The sequence below is a fragment of the Promicromonospora sp. NPDC019610 genome (assembly GCF_044389365.1).
In the GTDB taxonomy this organism is placed as follows: domain Bacteria; phylum Actinomycetota; class Actinomycetes; order Actinomycetales; family Cellulomonadaceae; genus Promicromonospora.
Genome location: NZ_JBIRXX010000001.1, coordinates 109,584 through 129,656, shown reverse-complemented (window position 1 = coordinate 129,656; position 20,073 = coordinate 109,584). Strand labels below are relative to the sequence as shown.

Below are 20,073 nucleotides of genomic sequence, written 5' to 3'. Positions count from 1 at the left end.
GTCGACGAGCGTGGGCTCACCCGGACGACGAACCGGCCCGGCGGACATCGACCAAAATACGCGGCCTCGAACCGATTCTACGAGGCCATTTCCGACATACGTTGTGAACTAGAACTGTGTCCCAGGCAACATTGTCGTAATATTTCCCTGGTTTCCTCCTCCGTGGACAAAGGTGTCCAGCAGGTTCCGGGGCCCGTACGCACCACCTCCTCGTCCCGGACGCAGCTCTCTTCACGGAGGAAACATGAACTCACGTCTCTGTGCGGTCGGTGCGGGAGCAGCGCTGCTGCTCTCGGCCGCCGTCGTGCCGATCACCGCTTCCGCGGCGCCGCCGGTCGAGGAGCCGCCGCAGCAGGCAGCGCCCGCCAAGGAGGACAACCGCCCGGACGCCCTCGCGGAGAAGCAGACCGAGAAGCGGCAGCTCGCCGTCGACATGGTCGCGACCGGTCAGGCGAAGGTCGAGACGCGCGGGTCGGGCAAGCACCAGTCCAAGGTCGTGGAGATCTCTCCGCGCGAGTACGTCGAGTACGGCGTCGAGGAGACCGCGCAGCTCTTCAGCATCCTGGTCGATTTCGGCGACCAGGCCGACGAGCGCTTCCCGGACGCGACCGCAGGTCCGGCGCACAACGAGATCCCGGAGCCCGTGCGGAGCGACAACTCCACCTACTGGGAGTCCGACTTCTCGCGCGAGCACTACCAGGAGATGTTCTTCACCGGCCTGGAGGACCAGGACGGCGAGTCGTTCGCCGGCGTCTACGACGAGATGTCGTCGGGCCGGTTCGACCTCCAGGGCGACGTGTCCGACTGGGTCACCGTGCCCTACAACACGGCCTCGTACGGCACCACGGAGTCCGGTACGGACATGACGCGGTTCATCCAGGACACCGCGGACGCGTGGTACGACCAGCAGGTCGCCTCGGGCAAGACCGCCGAGGAGATCGACGCGTACCTGAAGTCGTTCGACGTCTGGGACCGCTACGACATGGACGGCGACGGCATCACCGCCGAGCCGGACGGCTACATCGACCACTTCCAGGCGATCCACGCCGGTGAGGGCGAGGAGGCCGGCGCGCCCGAGTCGGCCATCTGGTCGCACCGCTGGGCGGTCAACCAGGGCGGCTTAGGCTCGGACGGCCCGGCCGACTTCGAGAAGCTCGGCGGCATCAAGATCGGTGACTCCGACCTCTGGATCCGCGACTACACCACGGAGCCGGAGAACGGCGGCCTGGGTGTCTTCGCGCACGAGTTCGGCCACGACCTCGGCCTGCCGGACTACTACGACACCGCGGGCGGCGAGAACGGCACCGGCTACTGGAACCTCATGAGCTCCGGCTCGTGGATGGGCCACGGCGACGGCACCATCGGCACCACGCCGAACCACATGGGCGCCACCGAGAAGCTGTTCCTGGGCTGGCTCGACTACGAGACGGTGGAGCCGGGCGAGACCGAGCGCGTCAAGCTCGGCCCGTCGTTCCACGCCACCACGCGTGCGCAGGCGGCGATCGTGAACCTGCCGGACGGCGTCGCGCGGGAGGACGTGGGCGTCGAGCCGTTCGACGGCGAGTTCGTCTACTCCGGTACCGGCAACGACCTGAACAACACGATCACGTCGCCGTCGTTCACCGTGCCGGCCGGCGCCTCGCTGACCGCCAAGGTGCAGTACGCCATCGAGGCGGACTACGACTACGCGTTCGCCGAGGTCTCCACGGACGGCGGCGCGACCTGGACCGCGCTGGCGAACAACCTCTCGACGGACGAGGACCCGAACGGCACCAACCCCGGCGCCGGCATCACCGGTAGCTCGGACGGCGCCTGGGTCGACCTGACCGCCGACCTGGCCGACTACGCCGGCCAGACGGCGTCGGTCCGCTTCCGCTACTCGAGCGACGGCGGCACCAACGAGACCGGCATCGTCGTCGACGACGTCGCCGTGGGCGACGCCCTCACCGAGGACTTCTCGGACGCGGCCGACTGGTCGGCCGACGGGTTCACCACGGTGGGCGCCGACGGCACGTACGAGGTCACCTTCCAGCACTACTACGTGGCCGAGAACCGCGTGTACGGCGGGTACGACGCCACGCTGAAGACCGGCCCGTACAACTTCGGCTGGAACTTCACCAACAGCAACAAGGTGGAGCACTACCCGTACCAGGACGGCCTGCTGGTCTGGTACGTGAACAGCCGGTACGGCGACAACAACGTGTCGCAGCACCCGGGTGGCGGCCAGGCCCTGCCGGTCGACGCCCGCGCGAAGGCCCTCAAGTGGTCGGACGGCACGATCGCCCGCAACCGCATCCAGTCCTTCGACGCCACGTTCGGCCTGCAGAAGACGGACGCGCTGTCCCTGCACCGTGAGGTGTCGGCCACGTCGCTCACCACGCTGCGGCTGGGCAAGCAGAAGGCCGTCTCGATGTTCGACGACACCGACCCGCTCGCCTACTACGACACGGCCAACCCCGGCCAGTCGGTCAAGGTCGGCGGCACCGGCACCACGATCAAGGTGCTCACGGAGGACAGCAAGAACGGTCACATGACCATCCAGGTCAACTGACCCCCTCCCGCCACTGACGTGTCAGACGCTCAGGTCCCTCGGGTGACCTGAGCGTCTGACTCGTTCTGCGGGCACTACGCTCGAACGCATGACACACCTGCGATGGGGCATCCTGGCGGCCGGCGGGATCGCCGCGAGCTTCACATCAGACCTGAACGACAACGGCTTCACCGTGCAGGCGGTGGGGTCACGATCCCTGGAGAAGGCCCGCGAGTTCGCCGACCGGTTCGGCATCCCGACGGCGCACGGCTCCTACGAGAACCTGGTGGCCGACCCCGAGGTCGACATCGTCTACGTGGCCACGCCGCACCCGATGCACGCGGAGGCCGCGAAGCTGGTGCTGGAGGCCGGCAAGCACGTGCTGGTCGAGAAGCCGTTCACGCTCAACGCCGCCGAGGCGCGCGAGATCGTGGACCTGGCGGAGTCGAAGGGGCTCGTGGTCCTGGAGGCCATGTGGACCCGGTTCCTGCCGCACATGGCGCGCGTGCGCGAGATCATCGCGTCGGGCGTGCTGGGCGAGGTGCGCACCCTGATGGTGGACCACACCCAGGACCTGCCCGACGACCCGGCCCACCGCATCAACGACCTCGCCCTGGGCGGCGGCTCCCTGCTGGACCTGGGCATCTACCCGGTCTCGTTCGCCTGGGACCTGTTCGGCGAGCCGCTCACCGTGCAGTCGCACGCCACGTTCAAGGAGACGGGCGCGGACGCCACCGTCGCCACGATCTTCGGGTACGACGGCGCGCGGGTCGCCACGACCGTCTCGGCGTCCGACACCCGCGGGCCCAACCGGGCCTCGATCCTGGGCACCGAGGGCCGCATCGAGATCGACGCGACCTGGTACAACCCGTCGACCGTGCACGTCTACGACGCCTCGGGCACCGAGACCGAGACGTTCCGCGCCGAGGTGACGGGCCGCGGCATGCACTTCCAGGCGGCCGAGGCGGAGCGGCTGGTGGCGGCCGGCGAGCTGGACAGCCCGCTGCTCCCGCGCGAGGAGTCGGTGGCGATCATGGCCACGCTGGACACGATCCGCGAGCAGATCGGGCTCAAGTACCCGGGGGAGTGACCGTCTCTCTCCTTTGAGGCCCGGGTTTCTTCGCTTTCAGGCTGCTGAGAGCGAAGAAACCCGGGCCTCAAAGGTGATCGTGTGACCCGCCCGGAGCGGACGAGCAGGCCGCGGCCCTCGTCGCCCCGGTCAGCCCTCGGCGAGCACGGCGGCGATCAGGCCCGGGAACTTGTCGTCGAGCTCGCCACGGCGGAGCTGGATCGCGTGCGTGCGGCCGTGCACGATCGTCCGCGTGAGACCGGCCTCGCGCAGCGTGCGGAAGTGGTGCGACATGGTCGACTTCGTGAGGTCCAGACCCCAGGCGTCGACGGTTTTTGGCTTAGGCTCGCCGTCGGCCAGCTGGTGCACGATCTGCAGGCGCACGGGGTCGCCGAGGGCCTTGAGCACGTCGACGAGCTCGACCTCGGCCATGTCCGGGCTCGGGTAGTCACCCATGACTCACCTCGACATCGGTTCGGCCAAATAGTTCGACAACCATCGAACTGTCACGTACGCTCGACGGTATGACGTTCATCGAACAATCATACTCGCTGCGAGGCGCCTATCTCCGGATCTCGGCGATCGCGGCGGCGCTGTTCGTGGTCGGCACGAACGCCTTCGTCATCGCGGGCGTGCTCCCGCAGATCGCCGACGGGATCGGTGCGAGCACCAGCTCCGTCAGCTACTCCATCTCCTGGTACGCGATCATCGTCGCGGTCGTCGCGCCGGTCGTCTCCGTGGTGTTCGCCCGTGCGTCCCGCGCCGCGCTGATGGGCATGGGCATGGGCCTCATCGCCGCGGGCATCGCGCTGTCGGCCCTCGCCGGCGACCTCACGATCTTCACTGCCGGGCGCGTCGTCGCCGCGTTCGGCGGGGCCGCGCTCATGCCCGCCGCGATGGCGGCCGCTCCCACGCTCGTACCGCCGGAGCAGCGGGGGCGCGCGCTCGGCGTCGTCGGCCTCGGGTTCATGCTCGCGACCGCCGTCGGCTCCCCGCTCGGCACGGCCCTGGCGGCCCTCGGGAGCTGGCGACTCGCCCTCGGCATCCTCGCGGCGCTGGCGGCGGTGCTCGCCGTCGTCGTCGCCGTGCTCGCCCGCACCGTGCCCACCGGGTCGGTGCCCGGCCTCGCGGCCCGGTTCGCGGTGCTGCGCGACGTCCGGATCGGCCTGGCCCTCATGACGGCGCTGCTCTTCACCGCCGCGTTCAACATGGTCTACATCTTCAGCTCGGCCGTGACGCGCGACGTGACCGGCGGCAGCGGGACGGCGCTCGCGACGCTCCTGCTGGTCTTCGGCGCCGCCGGGCTCGTCGGCAACTGGTTGGGCGGCTCCCTCACCGACCGGATCGGGGCGCGGCCCACGGCGGTCGGCGCCCTCGCCGTGGTCGTCGTCTCCCTCGGCGCGCTGTTCGCGGCGGAGGACTCGTACCTGGGCACCGCCGTGCTCTTCGGGGTCTGGGGCCTGGGCACCGCCACGGCTCTCGTGCCCATCCAGCACCGTCTGGTCGACGTCGACCCCGCCGTCGCCGGGGTGTCCCTGTCCTGGTACTCGACGGCGATGTACATCGGGATCGCGGTCGCGCCCGTCGTCGGCGCGTCGGTGCTCCCGTTCGGGGCGGCGTGGCTGGACCTGCTCGGCGCCGGGGCGGCCGCGGCGGCGCTGGGTGTGTTCGCGCTGGGCTACGCGCTGCCCCGCCGGGTCGCTCTGGCCTAGAACGCGCGCTCTCTCCTCCCCTTTGAGGCCCGGGTTTCTTCGCTTTGAGAAGGCTCAAAGCGAAGAAACCCGGGCCTCAAAGGGGAGTGGCAGTCGAGGGGGCAGCCCGGGGGACGGTCGAGGGGACGGCCCAGGGGGTCAGTCCAGGGGGTGCAGGATCCGGTTGAGGAACTGGCGGGTGCGCTCCTCGGCCGGGTTCGTGAAGATCTGTGCGGGCGTGCCGCGCTCGACCACCACGCCGCCGTCGAGGAACAGCACCTGCGACGCGACCTGGCGCGCGAACTGGAGCTCGTGCGTGACCACCACCATGGTCCAGCCCTCCTCGGCGAGCTCCTTCATCACCGTCAGCACCTCGCCCACCAGCTCGGGGTCGAGGGCCGACGTCGGTTCGTCGAACAGCAGCAGGTCCGGCTGGAGCGCGAGCGCGCGCACGATGCCGACGCGCTGCTGCTGGCCGCCGGACAGCTCGTGCGGGTACGCGTCGCGCTTCTCGGCCAGCCCGACGCGGGCCAGCAGCTCCTCGGCCCGGGCGACCGCTGTCTCCCGCGGGACCCGCTGCACCTGGGTGGGGCCCTCGATCACGTTCTCCAGCACCGTGCGGTGGGGGAAGAGGTTGTGGTGCTGGAACACCATCGCGGACCGGTCGCGCAGGGCGGCCCGCTCGGCCTTGGCCCGACGGCGCGCGGCGCGGCGCCCGATCCACCCCGACCCGGAGTCCTGCTCGGCCGTGTCGCCGCCGCGGGCCTCGTCCGGCACGGCGTCCTCAGGTGCGGCCCCGCCGACTGACACGTCCCCGACTGACGCTTCGCCGGCCGCCTCGTCCGCCGGCGATGCCTCGTCCGCCGGCGCCTCCTCGGTCCGGGCGTGCACGGCCCCGGTCCCGTGTCCGAGGGCCGCCGCCTGGGCGCCGAAGTCGACGGCGGGGCCGCCGTCGAACTCCAGCACCCCGGCGTCCGGGGTCTCCAGGCCGTTGAGCGAGCGCAGCACCGTCGTCTTGCCGCTGCCGGAGGCGCCGATCAGCGCGACCACCTCGCCGCGCCGCACGTCCAGGTCGACGCCGCGCAGCACGTGGTTGGCGCCGAACGACTTCTCGATGCCCCGGGCGGTCAGCAGGTTGCCGGCGGGGCGGTCCTCAGTGTGCGACATACCGGTCCAGCCTCTTCTCGAGCGCGTTCTGCCCCGTGGACAGCACCGTGCAGAACAACCAGTAGATGAAGGCCGCCTCGATGTAGATGGTGAGGAACTCGCTCGAGAACGCCGCGATCTCCTGCGCCTTGCGGAACATCTCGGTCACCAGGATGAGCGACGCGAGCGACGTGTCCTTGACCAGCGAGATGAACGTGTTCGACAGCGGCGGCACCGAGACCCGCGCGGCCTGCGGCAGGATGATCCGGCCCAGGGACCGGACCGGCGACATGCCCACGGTCCAGGCCGCCTCCCACTGGCCCTTGGGCACGGACAGGATCGCCGCACGCACCACCTCGGCCGCGTAGCCGCCCACGTTCAGGGAGAACGCGATGATGGCGCTCGGCCACGGGTCCAGGCGGATGCCGATCTGCGGCATGCCGTAGAAGATCACGAAGAGCTGCACGAGCAGCGGCGTGCCGCGGATCACCGAGACGTACGCCCGGCCGATCCACGACAGCACCGGGTTCGGCGAGAGCCGCAGCAGCGCCACGAGCAGGGCGAGCACCAGCCCGATCGCGAACGACGCCAGGGCGAGCGGGATGGTGCCGGTGAGGCCGCCCTGCAGGAGCGGCCAGAACGAGTCGGCGACGAGCTGCCAGTCCATGTCTCCCTCTCGGCGCCGTCAGCGGTGCCCGGCGGGGAGCGTCGCGCGGTACGTCACTCCGAGACGTCCTCGCCGAAGTACTTCTCGCCGAGCTCCGCGAGCGTGCCGTCGGCGCGCAGGTCCTCCAGGGCGCCGCTGATCGCCGTGGCCAGCGCCTCCTTCTCCGGCGTCACGACGAACGCGGACTGGGACTCCTCGTCCGTCTCCGCGGCGACCTTGATGCCGGAGGCGTCCTCGGTGTTCGCGTAGTCGAGGTAGGTGAGGCTGTCGTTGATCGTGGCGTCCACTCGGCCCTGCTCCAGCAGTGCCACGGCCTGCGCCCAGCCCTCGACGGCCTCGACCGTGGCGCCGTTCTCCTTGGCGAGGTCGTTCCAGTTGCTCGTGAGCGACTGGGCGCTGGTCTTGCCGTCCAGGTCGGCGAAGCTGGTGATGTCGTTGTTGTCCGCGGCCACCACGAGCACGCCGGTCGACACGGTGTACGGCGTCGAGAAGACGTAGTCGGCCTCGCGCTCCGGGGTGATGGTCACCTGGTTCGCGATGGTGTCGAAGCGGCCCGCGTCCAGGCCCGCGAAGATCGCGTCCCACTGGGTCTCCTGGAACTCGATCTCCACGCCCAGGTTCTCGGCGACCGCCTCGGCGACCTCGACGTCGTACCCGACCAGCTCGTCCGTCTCGTCGTGGTAGCTGAACGGCCGGTACGTACCCTCGGTCGCGACGACCAGCTTGCCCCCGGACAGCCCGAGCTCGTCGCCCGCGCCACCCGACTCGTCCGAGCTGCCGCAGGCGGTCAGGGCCAGGAGGGCAGCCGAGGCCGCGGTGACCGTGAGAAGGGCGCGGTTGCGAGACATGGTGAGGGCTCCGTTCGATGGGTGGCACACATCAGTCGTGCCGATGCGTGCCCCAAAACTAGCCGATGGCAGGGCTGAACTCACGCACGCGTCCACAGCCTGTTCATCACGCAACGGTCCGTCCTAGGACCGTTCGTTCCGCCGCCACCGGTCCGGTGTGATCCCGTACCGGTCCTTGAACCGGCGGACCAGGTACGTGGCGTCGCGCAGGCCGGTGCGCGCGGCGACGACGGCGAGCGGCAGGTCGGTGTCCCGCAGCATCCGCCGCACCTCGGTCATCCGGCGTTCGGTGATCCACTCCAGCAGGGTGCGCCCCGTGCGCTCGCGGACCGCCGTGGTCAGGTAGCCGGGCGTGTAGCCCAGCGCGCGGGCGACGTCGGCCGCGGAGACCGGGTCGCTGAACGTCGCCTCGATCTCGTCGAAGACGCGCGTCACGAGCGGGTCGGGCGGCGTGGGGGCCGACGGCGCCAGGCGTCCCGCCGCGATGAGGATCCGCGTCAGCAGGGCGGACGCCGCGTCCCGCGCGCCGAGCCGGCCCGGCGCCGCCAGCTCCTCGGCCAGCTCCGTCAGCCACGCGGACCAGCGCGGTCGCTCGCCCGCCGGGACGTTCGTGGTCGGAGCCGGCGGACGGTCGGCCGGGCCCGGCCCCACGGGTTCGGCCTCGAACAGGGCCAGGAGCGGGTGGTGCGCCCAGGCCAGCGGCGAGACGGAAGCGAGCGAGGGGACGGCGTCGGGCGTGAACGCCAGCGTCCAGGCCCGGCAGTCCGCGAAGCCGCGGACCGTTCCGGAGTCGATCGTCCGGCCGGGCGGGACGGCGTACAGGTCGCCGTCGTGCGGGACGCCGTCCTCCGGCCCGGAGCCGCGCTCGATGAGGACCAGCACGTAGAAGTCGTGGGCGTGCCGGTGCTCGGGCGGGAGGTGCGGGTGCTCGTCCGCGCCGTCGTGCAGGTTGACGTTCACCGGCGGCATGCCGAGGCGCGGCTGGTACCGGTACACCGGGGTGCCGTCCGGGCGCACCGTGCGGACGCTGGACGGGGTGCGCAGCAGGGGCGGGACGCCGTCCGCGGGTCGGGGAACCATCACCGGTCGCACCTCACCGGTCGCACCTCATCGGTCGCACCTCACCGGTCGCTCGGCACCGCGAGCGTGAGCACCGCGTCGACGATCTGCGGCGCGCGCTCGAGCTGAGCCTCCAGGGCGCGCAGGCGCACCGCGACGTGGGACTCGGAGTCGTCGCCCGGCAGGTCGATGCTGGCGACCAGCAGGAGCTGCCGGGGGCCGACGAACTCGAGCCGGAGGTAACCCACGTGGTCCACGCCGGGCAGCGCCTCGACCCGAGCCCGCACCGCCTGGTGGATCTGCTCGTCGGCCACCTCACCCGTGAGGAACCGTCGGTTGCGGTCGAAGAGCACCCAGGCCACCACGCACAGCAGCAGCCCCACCAGGATCGAGCCGGCCGCGTCGTACCGCGCGTCGCCGGTGACCTGGTGCAGGGCCATGCCGCCCGCCGCGATCACCAGGCCGACCAGGGCGGCCGAGTCCTCGGCGAGCACCGCGCGCAGGGTCGGGTCGGACGTGGCCAGCGCGTGGTCGAGCAGGTCCCGGCCGAGCTTCCGCGCCTCGGCTCGGGTGCGTCGGTAAGCCTGGACGAAGGAAAAACCCTCCAGGACGAAGGCGACGGCCAGCACCGCGTAGCCGACGCCGTAGTCGGTGGCCTCTTCGCCCTCCCCGAACGCGTGGATGCCGTGGTAGACGGAGACGACGCCGCCCGCGACGAAGAGGCCGAGCGCGGCCAGCATCGACCACACGTACGCCTCCCGGCCGTAGCCGAGCGGTCGGTCCTGGTCCGGCGGCCGCGCCGCCTTGCGCTCGGCGACCAGCAGGAACACCTCGTTGCCGGTGTCGGCCCAGGAGTGGGCGGCCTCGGCCACCATCGAGGCCGAACCCGTCAGCACCGCCGCCACCGACTTGGCCGCCGCCACCGCGAAGTTCGCGCCGAACGCGATCACCACCGTCAGCGCCAACCCGCTCCGCTCCCGTGCCATGCGTCCCCCTCCGTCGTGACGCCCCCGACGCTACCGACGTTCCGCCCACCGCGCCGGACGCGCACCCGCCGGGCTCCACGCACCGCCCGACCGAGGATCGTGCGATCGGCACCGACTTCCGTCCTGTCCTCGGCCCGCAGGATGTCCGATGCTGGACGAGCGGCCGGCACGGCCGCCCCGGCGCGCCTCGGGCGCGGGCACCACGACGGAAGGCACCCGGATGAACGACAGCACCGTGCGGATCCTCGACCACCGCACCCCGGACGAGCGCGCGCGCGAGTTCCTGCCCGGGATGGGCCGGCCCTGGCTGCTCCCGCTCTACGACGCCTTCACCCGCTTCTCGCGCGTGCGGCCCCTGCACGACCGCGCGGCGGCGCTCGCGGACGTCGCCCCCGGCGAGTCCGTGCTCGACCTCGGCTGTGGCACGGCGAACCTCTCGTTCGCCGTGCTCCGCGTGCAGCCGGCCGCGCGGGTCACCGGCCTGGACCCGGACGCCGCCGCGCTGCGGATCGCGGCCCGCAAGGCCGCCCGCCGCCGCGTCCCGCTCACGCTCGTCCAGGGCTTCGCCGACCGCCTCCCCGTCGACGACGGCTCTCTCGACCACGTGGTCTCCGCCCTCGCCCTGCACCACGTGCCCGACGATGCGCGGGTGCGGTTCGGGCACGAGGCGTTCCGCGCGCTCCGGCCGGGCGGGCGGGTGACGATCGTCGACTTCGGCAGTGCGGACGGCTCCGGCGGCGAGCACGGGCACGAGCACGGGAGTGAGCACGGTCACGGCCGCGGATCCCGGCGCGGCCCGGGCAGCACGGGCGCGTACGGCCGGGTGCGGGGGCACGGCCGCGGGCACGCCGCCGTCGCCGGGAACCCGCACACCGCCCGGAACCTGGAGGGCGGCCTGCTGCGCCTCCTCACGGACGCCGGGTTCGCCGACGCCCGCGAGGTGGCGCACGTGGAGCACCGCTACGGCCCGGTCACGTTCGTGCAGGCGACGCGCCGCTGAGCGACGCGCCGCCACTGCGCGCGGACGCGTTACGACCGCCGGCGCACCCGCGGCTCCGGCAGGGCCGGGGGCGCGGCCGCCGGGGTCTCCTCCAGCAGCCGGAACGCCTCGGCCATGCCCGCCTCCAGCTGCGGGTCGACGTCGGAGAAGTAGTCCGCCGGCGTGTGCCGCACCTCGATGTCGGGGTCCACGCCGTAGTTCTCGACGTCGAAGCCCTTGCCGGCGAGCCAGAGCCCGTACCGCGGCTGGGTGATCCCGGTGCCGTCCACGAGGTCGAAGCGGCCGTCGATCCCGACCACGCCGCCCCAGGTGCGCACACCGACGACCGGGCCCACACCGAGCGCCTGCGCGGCAGCGTTCACGATGTCGCCGTCGGACCCCGCGTACTCGTTGGTGACGAGCACGACCGGGCCGCGCGGCGCGCGGTCCGGGTAGGAGTTGGGCCGGTCGTAGTGCCGGTTCAGCCCCCAGCCCGCGACGCGCGCGGCGAGGCGGGCGATCACGAGCTGCGACGTGTGCCCGCCGCCGTTGAAGCGCACGTCCACGACGATGCCCTCACGGTCCGCGGCGAGCCGCAGGTCGCGGTGGAGCTGCGCCCACCCGGTGCTCACCATGTCCGGGACGTGCACGTAGCCGAGCCGTCCGCCCGACTTCTCGGCGACGTACTCGCGGCGTGACCGCACCCAGTCCTGGTAGCGCAGGTCGGACTCGTTGGCGAGCGGCACGACGACGACGCGCCGGTCCCTGCTCGCGGGCGCGCCGGCCGCGCCGTCCGTCCCGCCGTCCGCCGGGGCAGCCGTCCGTCGCAGGGTCAGCTCGACCGGGATCTCGGCCGCGCCGACCAGGTTCGCCGCCGGGCCGGCCACCGGGTCCACCGGCCGGCCGTCCACCGCGACGATCAGGTCGCCCGGCTGCGCGTCGACGCCCGCGGCGCGCAGCGGGGACCGCGCTCCCGGGTCGGACGACTCGCTCGGCAGCACCCGGTCGATCCGCCAGCCCTCGGCGGTCCGCGTGAGGTCCGCACCGAGCAGCCCGAGCTTGCGGGACGAGTCGCCACGCTCGTGGGGCGACCGCACGTACGCGTGCGAGGTGTTGAGCTCGGCGACGGTCTCCCAGAGCACGTCCTCCAGGTCGTCGTGCGTCGCGACCCGGTCGATCAGCGGGCGCCAGCGCGCCACCACCCCGGCCCAGTCGACGCCGTTCATGTCCGCGCGCCAGTAGTGGTCGCGCATGATCCGGGCGTTCTCGTCGAACATCTGGTGCCACTGGGCCCGGGGGTCCACCTCGTGGCGGACACGCGACAGGTCGATGTCGAAGGCGCTCGGGTCGTCGTCCCCGGGCTTGCTGGTGGCCGACTGCGCGCTGAGCCCCGACCCGGACCGGATCACCACCCGCTCGCCGTCGCCCGAGACGGCGTACGCGGTCACCTTCTCCGCGACGTCCGTGGCCTTGCGCGCCTCGAAGGACCAGAACTGGAGGACGTCGGGTGCCGGGTCGCCGTCGGTGCCGGCGTGCCGCGTGCCGAGCACGCCCGCGTCGTCGGTCTCGTGCACCCAGAGCACACCGCCCTTGGCGGCGAGCAGGTCGCGGTAGCGACCCGACGTCACCGGGAACGGCACCACGCGCTCCTCGGCGCCCTCGAAGTCGATGTCGGGCGAGGCCGCGCGGGTGTCCTCGTCCTGCTTCTCGTCGCCCGACGCGGCGTCGTCCGTGCCGGACTTCTTGTCGTCCGGCGTGCTCAGGCGCCAGCCGTCGGCGCTCGGGCCGAACGGCGCCGGCTCGGTCGCGGCCAGCGGGATGAGCCACGGCCGGGTCGCCGCGCTGAACGACAGGGCGAACTCGTGGGAGTCGTAGGACGGGTCGAACGTGCGGTTCGAGAGGAACACGACGTACTTGCCGTCGTCGCTGAACGCCGGCGAGAAGTCGTGGAACCGGCCCGACGTCAGCGGCGTCGCCGTCGGCGTCTCCGCGTGCAGGTCGGCGACGAGCACCTGGTGGTGGTCGCCCTCGGTGCCGGTCGGGCTGGACCAGGCGAGGTAGCGCCCGTCCGGCGAGAACGCCGGGGACTCCGCCTCGCCGTTCGCCGACCGCCCGAGCGGGACGACGGTGCCCGGCTCCGGGGCGCCCTCGTCCGCGGCGGCGTCGCCGTCCGTCGCGGGGGCGGGCAGCGCGACCACGCTGACCCGGCCGTCGTGGGAGATCGCCGCCACCTTGTCGCCGGCGGGGCTCGCGGCCAGGTGCAGCACCCGGCCGAGCTCGCCGGCCGCGAAGCGCTGCGGCGCCGCGTCCGGGTCCACCCCGTCGGTGCCGGGCAGCGTGTGCACCTCCAGCGCGTCCTCCCGGCTCGCGCCGTCCGCGGTGGCGTGCGGCGCGTCCGTGACGACGACGGCGCGGCCGGTGTCGCCGAGCAGCACGGGTTCCCGCACGCGGACGGACGGGTCGGCCACGAGCGCCCGGGCCGGCCCCGCGCGGTGGGTGACCCAGAACGCGGTGCCGAGCCAGCCCACGACGCTCGCGTCGCCGCTCGTGTCGACGGCGAGCCCGTCGACGCCACGCGCCGCCGAGTCCGGGTCGGTCGAGTACGGCTCCGGCAGCGCGCCGGTGAGGGTGATGTCCAGGCGGTGCGGGGTGCCGTCCAGCGCGTCGAGCAGCCAGAGGTCGCCGCGGCTGTGCCACACGATGCGCGTGCCGTCGGACGTCGCGTCGCGGACGTAGCCCTCGGCCTCGGTCTGGGTGGTGAGCAGCCGGGGCCCGGCCGACGGCGTGCCCGTCGCCAGGCCGTCCCAGACCCAGAGGTTCGCCTGCTCGTCGGCGTGGTCGGGGAACGTCGCCGCGCGGTCGGACGTGAACACCAGCGCGTCCCCGACCCAGATCGGGTCGTAGGTGCCGGCCTCGTCGTCGGGCAGGGGGCGCTCCCACTCGCCCGTGCCCCGGTCGAGCCACAGCACGGAGGCCGTGCCGCCCCGGTACCGCTTCCAGTAGGCGGGCGTGCGGTAGCCCGCCGAGACGAGGGCGGTGGTGCGCCCGCCGTCCGGGCCCCGGTGCTCGGCGACGCCCCATGCCGCCCCGTAGCGCGGGGTCTCGACGGTGCCGTCGAGGCCGACCGCGCGCACCACGGTCAGGGAGCGCTCGTACGAGCCGGCGTTGGACGAGACGAGCACGCGGCCGGCGTCGTCCCAGCCGAGCACCGTCGTGGTCGTGCCGCCGAACCAGGTGAGGCGGCGCGTGGCGCCGTCGGCGAGCTCGACCACGTAGGCCTCGGGATGGCCGTCCTTGTGGGACACGTACGCGAGGCGCGTGCCGTCGGGGGAGAAGCGGGGCGTCGTCGCGGGCACGTGGTCGCTGGTCAGGCGCCAGGCGCGGCCGCCGGAGACGGGGGCGAGCCAGACGTCGTCGTCGGCCACGAACGCGACCTGGTCACCGTGGATGTGGGGATACCGGAGATAGGGCTGGGTCACCGGCTCAACGTACCCGCGGCACCTGGCGCCGTCACTGGAAATCGCTCAGGGCGAGGCCCATGCGGATGCATGCGGTTCAGCCTCGTCCATATCCTGGTCTCACATCATGAAACAGCCTGGTGTCCGCGTTGCATCATCCGGTTCTATGGGGTTCATCGGCATTGCCTGACAAAAGATGACTGAACACCTCATGGGAGAGGAAAGCCCGACCGGGCCAGGTGGGTGCCACGGCGACTGCCCTACCGCACGGACCGATCGCAAGGGATGACACCCATGGTTCCCACCGCACCGTCCACAGCCCTGTCCACGGCCGCGCCCGCCGGCCAGGCGGACGCCGCCGCGTCCCCGGCGCTGCCCGTCCGCCTCGACGGCGTCTCGCGCACGTTCGCGGCGCCCGGGCACGCCGGCCGCACCGGCCGCACCGTGCTGAGCGGCGTCGACCTCCAGGTCGCGCCGGGCGAGATCGTCGCCGTGCTCGGCCCGTCCGGCTGTGGCAAGTCGACCCTGCTGCGCCAGGTCAGCGGCCTGGACGCGCCGACGTCGGGCAGCGTCACGATCGACGGCGCGCCCGTGGTCGGGGCGGACCCGCGCACCGCCGTCGCCTTCCAGGAGCCCCGGCTGCTGCCGTGGCGCACGCTCACGCAGAACGTCGCGCTGGGCCTCCCGCCCGGCACCGCGAAGGACGCCGGACGGGCGCGCGTGGCGCGCCTGCTCGACCTGGTCGGGCTGGCGGCGTCGGCCGGGCTGCGGCCGCGCCAGGTGTCGGGCGGCATGGCGCAGCGCGCCTCGCTCGCCCGGGCGCTGGCCCGCAACCCCGGCGTGCTGCTGCTCGACGAGCCCTTCGGCGCGCTCGACGCCCTGACGCGGCTGCGCATGCAGGACCTGCTGCTCGACGTCCACGCGGCGCAGCCCGCGACGATCCTGCTGGTCACGCACGACGTCGAGGAGGCGCTCTACCTCGCCGACCGCGTGGTGCTGCTGCGCACGGTGGCGGACGGCGAGGCCGCTGGCGCCGCCGCGTCCGACGGCGGGGCGCCGAGCATCGCGCGGGTCGTCGACGTGCCGGGCGACCGGCCCCGGGACCGCGCCGCGCGCGACCTGGCCGAGCTCCGCGCGGAGCTGCTCGACGGGCTCGGCGTGCCGACCCACCACGACCGCTGAACCACCAGCGCCGAACCACCAGCGCCGAACCACCACCGCCGAACCACCCAGCCCGCCGACCGCCGTCGGGCAGCGAGAGGAAGAACCCATGCGTAACCGTAGGCACACCGTCCTGGCGTCCGGCCTGGCCCTCGTCTCGGCGATGGCGATGAGCGGCTGCGTGGCCGGCGAGGGGTCGGCCGCCGCGGGCGGCGGCGAGGGCGCGGGCGAGTGGAGCACCGACACCCTGAACATCGACTTCGCGACGTACAACCCGCTCAGCCTCGTGGTCCGCGAGCAGGGCTGGCTGGAGGAGGAGCTCGACGGCGTCGAGGTCACCTGGGTGCAGTCGGACGGCTCGAACACGGCGAACGAGAACCTGCGCGCCGAGGCGATCGACTTCGGCTCGACGGCCGGTTCCGCGGCGCTCCTGGCCCGCGCGAACGGGTCCCCGATCCGCACGGTCGACATCTACAGCCAGCCGGAGTGGTCCGCGATCGTGGTTCCCGGCGACTCGAAGATCAAGGACGTCGCGGACCTGGAGGGCGCCTCGGTCGCGGCGACCAAGGGCACCGACCCCTACTTCTTCCTGCTGCAGACCCTGGACGAGGCGGGCATCCCGCTCGACGAGGTCGAGGTGCAGAACCTGCAGCACGCCGATGGCCGGGCCGCGCTCGACAACGGCTCCGTCGACGCGTGGTCGGGCCTGGACCCGATCATGGCGGCGGCTGAGGCGGAGGCCGGCGACAAGCTGATCTACCGCAACATCGACTTCAACACCTACGGGTTCCTCAACGCGCGCGAGGAGTTCGTGGACGAGCACCCGGACGTCACGCAGGCCGTCGTCGACGCCTACGAGCAGGCCCGCGCCTGGGCGCTGGAGAACCCGGAGGAGCTGTCGGCGCTGCTGGCGGAGGTCGCCTCGATCGACCCCGAGGTCGCGGCCACGGTGATCGAGGAGCGCACGGTGCTCGACCTCGACCCGGTCCCGGGCGACAAGCAGCGCGACGTGCTGGCGGTCGTGGGCCCGATCTTCGTCGAGTCGGGTGACGTGCCCGCGCAGGAGAACGTCGACACCGCGCTGGAGGAGCTGTTCGCCCCCGAGTTCGCGCAGGAGGCGGTGGCCTCGGATGGCTGACCCGCAGGCCGGGGTCGCGCGGGCGGATGCCGTCGACGCCGCCCCGGCGTCCGGCCGCCCGGGGCGCGCCGCCGGCCGGGCCGGGCGGATCGCGCTGGGGCTGCTCGTGCCGGTGGTGCTCCTCGCGGTCTGGTGGGGCGCCACGGCCGCCGGGCTGGTCCCGCCATACCAGCTCCCGGGCCCGGTGGCCGTGTGGGACGCCGCCGTCGACCTGGTCCAGCGCGGCCAGCTCTGGCACCACGTGGCGATCTCCACGCAGCGCGTGCTCATCGGGTTCGCGCTGGGCGCCGCGGCGGGCCTCGCCGTCGGCTCCCTCGTGGGCCTGTCCAAGCTCGGCGACCTGCTGCTCGCCCCGACGCTCGGTGCGATCCGCGCCGTGCCCTCGCTCGCCTGGGTGCCGCTGCTGATCCTGTGGCTCAAGATCGGCGAGGAGTCGAAGATCACGCTCATCGCGATCGGCGCGTTCTTCCCCGTCTACACGACCATCGCGGCCGCCCTGCGGCACGTCGACCCGCACCTGGTCGAGGCCGGCCGGGCGTTCGGCCTGCGCGGGCTGCGGCTCCTGTCGGTGGTGCAGCTCCCCGCCGTGCTGCCCTCGCTGGTCGCCGGTCTCCGGCTCGCGCTCGCACAGTCGTGGCTGTTCCTCGTGGCCGCCGAGCTCATCGCGTCGTCGATGGGCCTCGGGTTCCTGCTCAACGACTCGCAGCAGAACGGCCGCGTCGACCGCATCCTGCTCGCGATCGTGCTGCTCGCGGTGCTGGGCAAGCTGACCGACGCCCTGATCGGGCTGGCCGAGCGGCGTCTGCTGCGGAGGTGGGCATGATGGCGTCCAGGACACGCACGACGAACCAAGGACGGAAGGCAGGACGATGACCGAGCACACCTTCGGGTTCCGCACGCGGGCCCTCCACGCCGGGGGCATCCCCGACGCGGCGACCGGGGCGCGGGCGGTGCCGATCTACCAGACCACGTCGTTCGTGTTCCAGGACACCGACGACGCCGCGAACCTCTTCGCGCTGCAGAAGTACGGCAACATCTACTCGCGCATCGGCAACCCGACGGTGGCGGCCCTGGAGGAGCGCATCGCCTCGCTGGAGGGCGGCATCGGCGCCGTGGCCACGGCGTCCGGCATGTCGGCCGAGTTCATCACCTTCGCCGCGCTCGTCGGGGCGGGCGACCACGTGGTCGCGTCCGCGCAGCTCTACGGCGGCACGGTGACGCAGCTCGACGTGACGCTGCGCCGGTTCGGCGTCGACACCACGTTCGTGCCCGGGACCGATCCCGCTGACTACGCCGCCGCGATCACGCCCGAGACCAAGGTGCTGTACACCGAGGTCGTGGCCAACCCGTCCGGCGAGATCGCCGACCTGGAGGGGCTCGCCGAGGTGGCGCACGCCGCGGGCATCCCGCTCGTCGTCGACGCCACGCTGGCGACGCCGTACCTGGTGCGGCCGATCGAGCACGGTGCGGACATCGTGATCCACTCCGTGACCAAGTTCCTGGGCGGGCACGGCACGACGCTGGGCGGCATCGTCGTGGAGTCCGGGCGGTTCGACTGGGGCAACGGCAAGTTCCCGCAGATGACCGAGCCCGTTCCGTCCTACGGGGACGTGCGCTGGTGGGGCAACTTCGGCGAGTACGGCTTCCTCACCAAGCTGCGCTCCGAGCAGCTCCGTGACATCGGCCCGGCCCTGTCCGCGCAGTCGGCCTTCCAGCTTCTCCAGGGCGTCGAGACCCTCCCGCACCGCCTGGACGCGCACCTGGCGAACGCCCGCGCCGTGGCCGAGTGGCTCGACACCGACCCGCGCGTCTCGTACGTGCTCTGGGCCGGCTTGCCCACGCACCCGCACCACGAGCGGGCACAGAAGTACCTGCCGCTGGGGCCGGGCTCGGTCTTCGCGTTCGGCCTGCAGGTCCCCTCGGCGGGCGCGGTGCCGGACGGGCGCGAGGCCGGCCGGCTGTTCATCGAGTCGCTCCAGCTCGCGTCGCACCTGGCGAACGTCGGCGACGCGCGCACGCTGGTGATCCACCCGGCGTCGACCACCCACCAGCAGCTGAGCGCCGAGCAGCTCGAGGCAGCGGGCGTGCCCGAGGACCTCGTCCGCATCTCCGTGGGCCTGGAGGACGTCGAGGACATCCTCTGGGACCTCGACCAGGCGCTGACCAAGGCGACGGGAGCGACCCGATGAGCGAGGCCACCCGGACCTGGCAGGGCCCGAGCGCTCCGGAACGCCTGCGGATCCTGCGCTCGACGACGTCGATCGCGATCGTCGGGGCGTCGGCCAACCCGGCGCGCGCGAGCTACTTCGTCGCGACCTACCTGCTCTCCTCGTCCCCGTACGACGTGTACTTCGTGAACCCGCGGGCCACGGAGATCCTGGGGCACCCCGTGTACCCGAGCCTGGCCGACCTGCCCGTCGTGCCCGACCTCGTCGACGTCTTCCGGCGGCACGACGACCTGCCGAGCGTGCTGGACGAGACGCTGGCGGTCGGGGCGAAGACCCTGTGGCTGCAGCTCGGCTCCTGGCACGAGGACGTGGCGCGCAAGGCCGAGGCCGCCGGGATGAACGTCGTGATGGACCGGTGCGTCAAGATCGAGCACGCACGGTTCCACGGCGGGCTGCACCTGGCCGGCTTCGACACGGGCGTGATCAGCTCCCGCCGGGCGGAGCGCTAGGGCTCCCGCCCGCCGCACGATGAGCGCACGTGTCGAACCCGTGAGCGAGCCGCTCCTCGTCGAGCGGCTCGTCGAGCTGGTGCTGGACCGGGGTGCCGCGACCGGCACCCCGGTGCGGCTGCTCGTGGACGGGCACCCGTCCACGGGCCCGGACCGGCTGGCCGACGCGCTCGTCGCGCCGCTGGAGGCCCTCGGCCGGCCCGTCGCACGCGTCGGGGTGGGCGGCTTCCTCCGCCCGCGGTCCCTGCGGCTCGAGCACGGGCGGGAGGACCCGGACAGCCTGCTCGACGGCTGGATCGACGTCGCCGCGCTCAACCGCGAGGTGCTGACCCGCGTCGTCGAGCGGGGCGAGTACCTGCCCAGCCTGCGTGACCCCGACACCGACCGGGCCACGCGAGCAGGGTACGTCGCCGCTGGTCCCGGCACCGTCATGGTGCTCGACGGCGCGCTCGCGATCGGCCGCGGGCTCGACGTGGACGTCGCCGTGCACCTCGCGATCAAGCCCGCGACGCTCCGCCGTCGGACACCGCCGGACGAGGAGTGGGCGGTCCCTGCCTACGAGCGCTACGACCGGGAGATCGCGGGTGTGCCCGACCTGCTGGTCCGGGTCGACCATCCCGAGCACCCGGCGCTCGTGCACTCCTGAGGCTCGGGAGCGCCTGAC

The 20,073-nt window shown here is 72.8% G+C and carries 17 protein-coding genes; 10 read left to right on the top strand and 7 right to left on the bottom strand.

Annotation, left to right across the window (positions count from 1 at the left end; translation table 11 throughout):
* Window positions 1-244 precede the first annotated feature (244 nt).
* Both ACH45N_RS00580 and ACH45N_RS00575 read left to right on the top strand, forming a co-directional pair.
* Window positions 245-2,551, top strand: coding sequence for an immune inhibitor A domain-containing protein (locus tag ACH45N_RS00580; RefSeq protein WP_397390162.1), 2,307 nt, complete (start codon window positions 245-247; stop codon window positions 2,549-2,551).
* Between the two features lie 88 nt (window positions 2,552-2,639).
* Complete coding sequence (locus tag ACH45N_RS00575; protein ID WP_397390160.1) at window positions 2,640-3,620, top strand: Gfo/Idh/MocA family protein; 981 nt, start codon at window positions 2,640-2,642, stop codon at window positions 3,618-3,620.
* Between the two features lie 129 nt (window positions 3,621-3,749).
* On the opposite strand, the gene ACH45N_RS00570 is transcribed toward ACH45N_RS00575, so the two are convergent.
* On the bottom strand, window positions 3,750-4,055 hold the full coding sequence (locus ACH45N_RS00570; RefSeq protein ID WP_397390158.1) for an ArsR/SmtB family transcription factor: 306 nt from the start codon (window positions 4,053-4,055) through the stop codon (window positions 3,750-3,752).
* A 68-nt stretch (window positions 4,056-4,123) separates the two neighbouring features.
* Here ACH45N_RS00570 and ACH45N_RS00565 point away from each other — a divergent pair, with 68 nt between their 5' ends.
* Window positions 4,124-5,311, top strand: a complete 1,188-nt coding sequence (locus ACH45N_RS00565; RefSeq protein WP_397390156.1) for an MFS transporter — start codon at window positions 4,124-4,126, stop codon at window positions 5,309-5,311.
* Between the two features lie 138 nt (window positions 5,312-5,449).
* Here the strand turns inward: ACH45N_RS00565 and ACH45N_RS00560 are convergent, their stop codons facing one another.
* The 5 genes from ACH45N_RS00560 to ACH45N_RS00540 all read right to left on the bottom strand — a co-directional run bounded on the left by ACH45N_RS00560 (window position 5,450) and on the right by ACH45N_RS00540 (window position 9,996).
* On the bottom strand, window positions 5,450-6,457 hold the full coding sequence (locus ACH45N_RS00560) for an amino acid ABC transporter ATP-binding protein (protein ID WP_397390154.1): 1,008 nt from the start codon (window positions 6,455-6,457) through the stop codon (window positions 5,450-5,452).
* Window positions 6,444-7,103: an amino acid ABC transporter permease gene (locus ACH45N_RS00555; protein ID WP_397390152.1), complete on the bottom strand. Its 660-nt coding sequence runs from the start codon at window positions 7,101-7,103 to the stop codon at window positions 6,444-6,446. The genes ACH45N_RS00560 and ACH45N_RS00555 overlap by 14 nt, the downstream gene beginning before the upstream one ends.
* Window positions 7,104-7,156: 53 nt before the next feature.
* Entirely contained in the window at window positions 7,157-7,951 is a 795-nt protein-coding gene (locus ACH45N_RS00550) for an amino acid ABC transporter substrate-binding protein (protein ID WP_397390151.1), read from the bottom strand.
* Between the two features lie 123 nt (window positions 7,952-8,074).
* Window positions 8,075-9,031 (bottom strand): AraC family transcriptional regulator, encoded by a 957-nt coding sequence (locus ACH45N_RS00545; RefSeq protein ID WP_397393757.1) that lies wholly within the window; start codon window positions 9,029-9,031, stop codon window positions 8,075-8,077.
* 41 nt (window positions 9,032-9,072) lie between these two features.
* Window positions 9,073-9,996 carry a cation diffusion facilitator family transporter gene (locus ACH45N_RS00540; protein WP_397390149.1) on the bottom strand — a complete coding sequence of 308 codons (924 nt, stop codon included), beginning with the start codon at window positions 9,994-9,996 and terminating at the stop codon, window positions 9,073-9,075.
* 148 nt (window positions 9,997-10,144) lie between these two features.
* On the opposite strand from ACH45N_RS00540, the gene ACH45N_RS00535 reads away from it, so the two are divergent.
* Window positions 10,145-10,996, top strand: a complete 852-nt coding sequence (locus tag ACH45N_RS00535) for a class I SAM-dependent methyltransferase (protein WP_397390147.1) — start codon at window positions 10,145-10,147, stop codon at window positions 10,994-10,996.
* Window positions 10,997-11,025: 29 nt separating this feature from the next.
* Here the strand turns inward: ACH45N_RS00535 and ACH45N_RS00530 are convergent, their stop codons facing one another.
* Complete coding sequence (locus tag ACH45N_RS00530; RefSeq protein ID WP_397390145.1) at window positions 11,026-14,454, bottom strand: S41 family peptidase; 3,429 nt, start codon at window positions 14,452-14,454, stop codon at window positions 11,026-11,028.
* 273 nt (window positions 14,455-14,727) lie between these two features.
* Between ACH45N_RS00530 and ACH45N_RS00525 the strand changes: the two genes are divergently transcribed.
* The 6 genes from ACH45N_RS00525 (at window position 14,728) to ACH45N_RS00500 (ending at window position 20,055) form a co-directional block, all read left to right on the top strand.
* Window positions 14,728-15,615 carry an ABC transporter ATP-binding protein gene (locus tag ACH45N_RS00525; RefSeq protein WP_397390143.1) on the top strand — a complete coding sequence of 296 codons (888 nt, stop codon included), beginning with the start codon at window positions 14,728-14,730 and terminating at the stop codon, window positions 15,613-15,615.
* A gap of 88 nt (window positions 15,616-15,703) precedes the next feature.
* The gene (locus ACH45N_RS00520) at window positions 15,704-16,732 is read left to right on the top strand and encodes an aliphatic sulfonate ABC transporter substrate-binding protein (protein WP_397390141.1); all 1,029 of its coding nucleotides are present in this window, start codon (window positions 15,704-15,706) and stop codon (window positions 16,730-16,732) included.
* Entirely contained in the window at window positions 16,725-17,555 is an 831-nt protein-coding gene (locus ACH45N_RS00515) for an ABC transporter permease (protein WP_397390139.1), read from the top strand. The genes ACH45N_RS00520 and ACH45N_RS00515 overlap by 8 nt, the downstream gene beginning before the upstream one ends.
* A gap of 46 nt (window positions 17,556-17,601) precedes the next feature.
* Entirely contained in the window at window positions 17,602-18,921 is a 1,320-nt protein-coding gene (locus tag ACH45N_RS00510; protein WP_397390137.1) for an O-acetylhomoserine aminocarboxypropyltransferase/cysteine synthase family protein, read from the top strand.
* Window positions 18,918-19,409, top strand: coding sequence for a CoA-binding protein (locus ACH45N_RS00505; RefSeq protein WP_397390135.1), 492 nt, complete (start codon window positions 18,918-18,920; stop codon window positions 19,407-19,409). The genes ACH45N_RS00510 and ACH45N_RS00505 overlap by 4 nt, the downstream gene beginning before the upstream one ends.
* A 40-nt stretch (window positions 19,410-19,449) precedes the next feature.
* Window positions 19,450-20,055, top strand: a complete 606-nt coding sequence (locus ACH45N_RS00500) for a uridine kinase (RefSeq protein ID WP_397390133.1) — start codon at window positions 19,450-19,452, stop codon at window positions 20,053-20,055.
* Window positions 20,056-20,073: the final 18 nt, after the last annotated feature.

What these genes read in the sequence shown, in the direction of transcription:
- ACH45N_RS00580 (WP_397390162.1), top strand. Translation starts at nt 245, where the DNA reads ATGAACTCACGTCTCTGTGCGGTCGGTGCGGGAGCAGCGCTGCTGCTC.
- ACH45N_RS00575 (WP_397390160.1), top strand. Translation starts at nt 2,640, where the DNA reads ATGACACACCTGCGATGGGGCATCCTGGCGGCCGGCGGGATCGCCGCG.
- ACH45N_RS00570 (WP_397390158.1), bottom strand. Translation starts at nt 4,055, where the DNA reads ATGGGTGACTACCCGAGCCCGGACATGGCCGAGGTCGAGCTCGTCGAC.
- ACH45N_RS00565 (WP_397390156.1), top strand. Translation starts at nt 4,124, where the DNA reads ATGACGTTCATCGAACAATCATACTCGCTGCGAGGCGCCTATCTCCGG.
- ACH45N_RS00560 (WP_397390154.1), bottom strand. Translation starts at nt 6,457, where the DNA reads ATGTCGCACACTGAGGACCGCCCCGCCGGCAACCTGCTGACCGCCCGG.
- ACH45N_RS00555 (WP_397390152.1), bottom strand. Translation starts at nt 7,103, where the DNA reads ATGGACTGGCAGCTCGTCGCCGACTCGTTCTGGCCGCTCCTGCAGGGC.
- ACH45N_RS00550 (WP_397390151.1), bottom strand. Translation starts at nt 7,951, where the DNA reads ATGTCTCGCAACCGCGCCCTTCTCACGGTCACCGCGGCCTCGGCTGCC.
- ACH45N_RS00545 (WP_397393757.1), bottom strand. Translation starts at nt 9,031, where the DNA reads ATGGTTCCCCGACCCGCGGACGGCGTCCCGCCCCTGCTGCGCACCCCG.
- ACH45N_RS00540 (WP_397390149.1), bottom strand. Translation starts at nt 9,996, where the DNA reads ATGGCACGGGAGCGGAGCGGGTTGGCGCTGACGGTGGTGATCGCGTTC.
- ACH45N_RS00535 (WP_397390147.1), top strand. Translation starts at nt 10,145, where the DNA reads ATGCTGGACGAGCGGCCGGCACGGCCGCCCCGGCGCGCCTCGGGCGCG.
- ACH45N_RS00525 (WP_397390143.1), top strand. Translation starts at nt 14,728, where the DNA reads ATGGTTCCCACCGCACCGTCCACAGCCCTGTCCACGGCCGCGCCCGCC.
- ACH45N_RS00520 (WP_397390141.1), top strand. Translation starts at nt 15,704, where the DNA reads ATGCGTAACCGTAGGCACACCGTCCTGGCGTCCGGCCTGGCCCTCGTC.
- ACH45N_RS00515 (WP_397390139.1), top strand. Translation starts at nt 16,725, where the DNA reads ATGGCTGACCCGCAGGCCGGGGTCGCGCGGGCGGATGCCGTCGACGCC.
- ACH45N_RS00510 (WP_397390137.1), top strand. Translation starts at nt 17,602, where the DNA reads ATGACCGAGCACACCTTCGGGTTCCGCACGCGGGCCCTCCACGCCGGG.
- ACH45N_RS00505 (WP_397390135.1), top strand. Translation starts at nt 18,918, where the DNA reads ATGAGCGAGGCCACCCGGACCTGGCAGGGCCCGAGCGCTCCGGAACGC.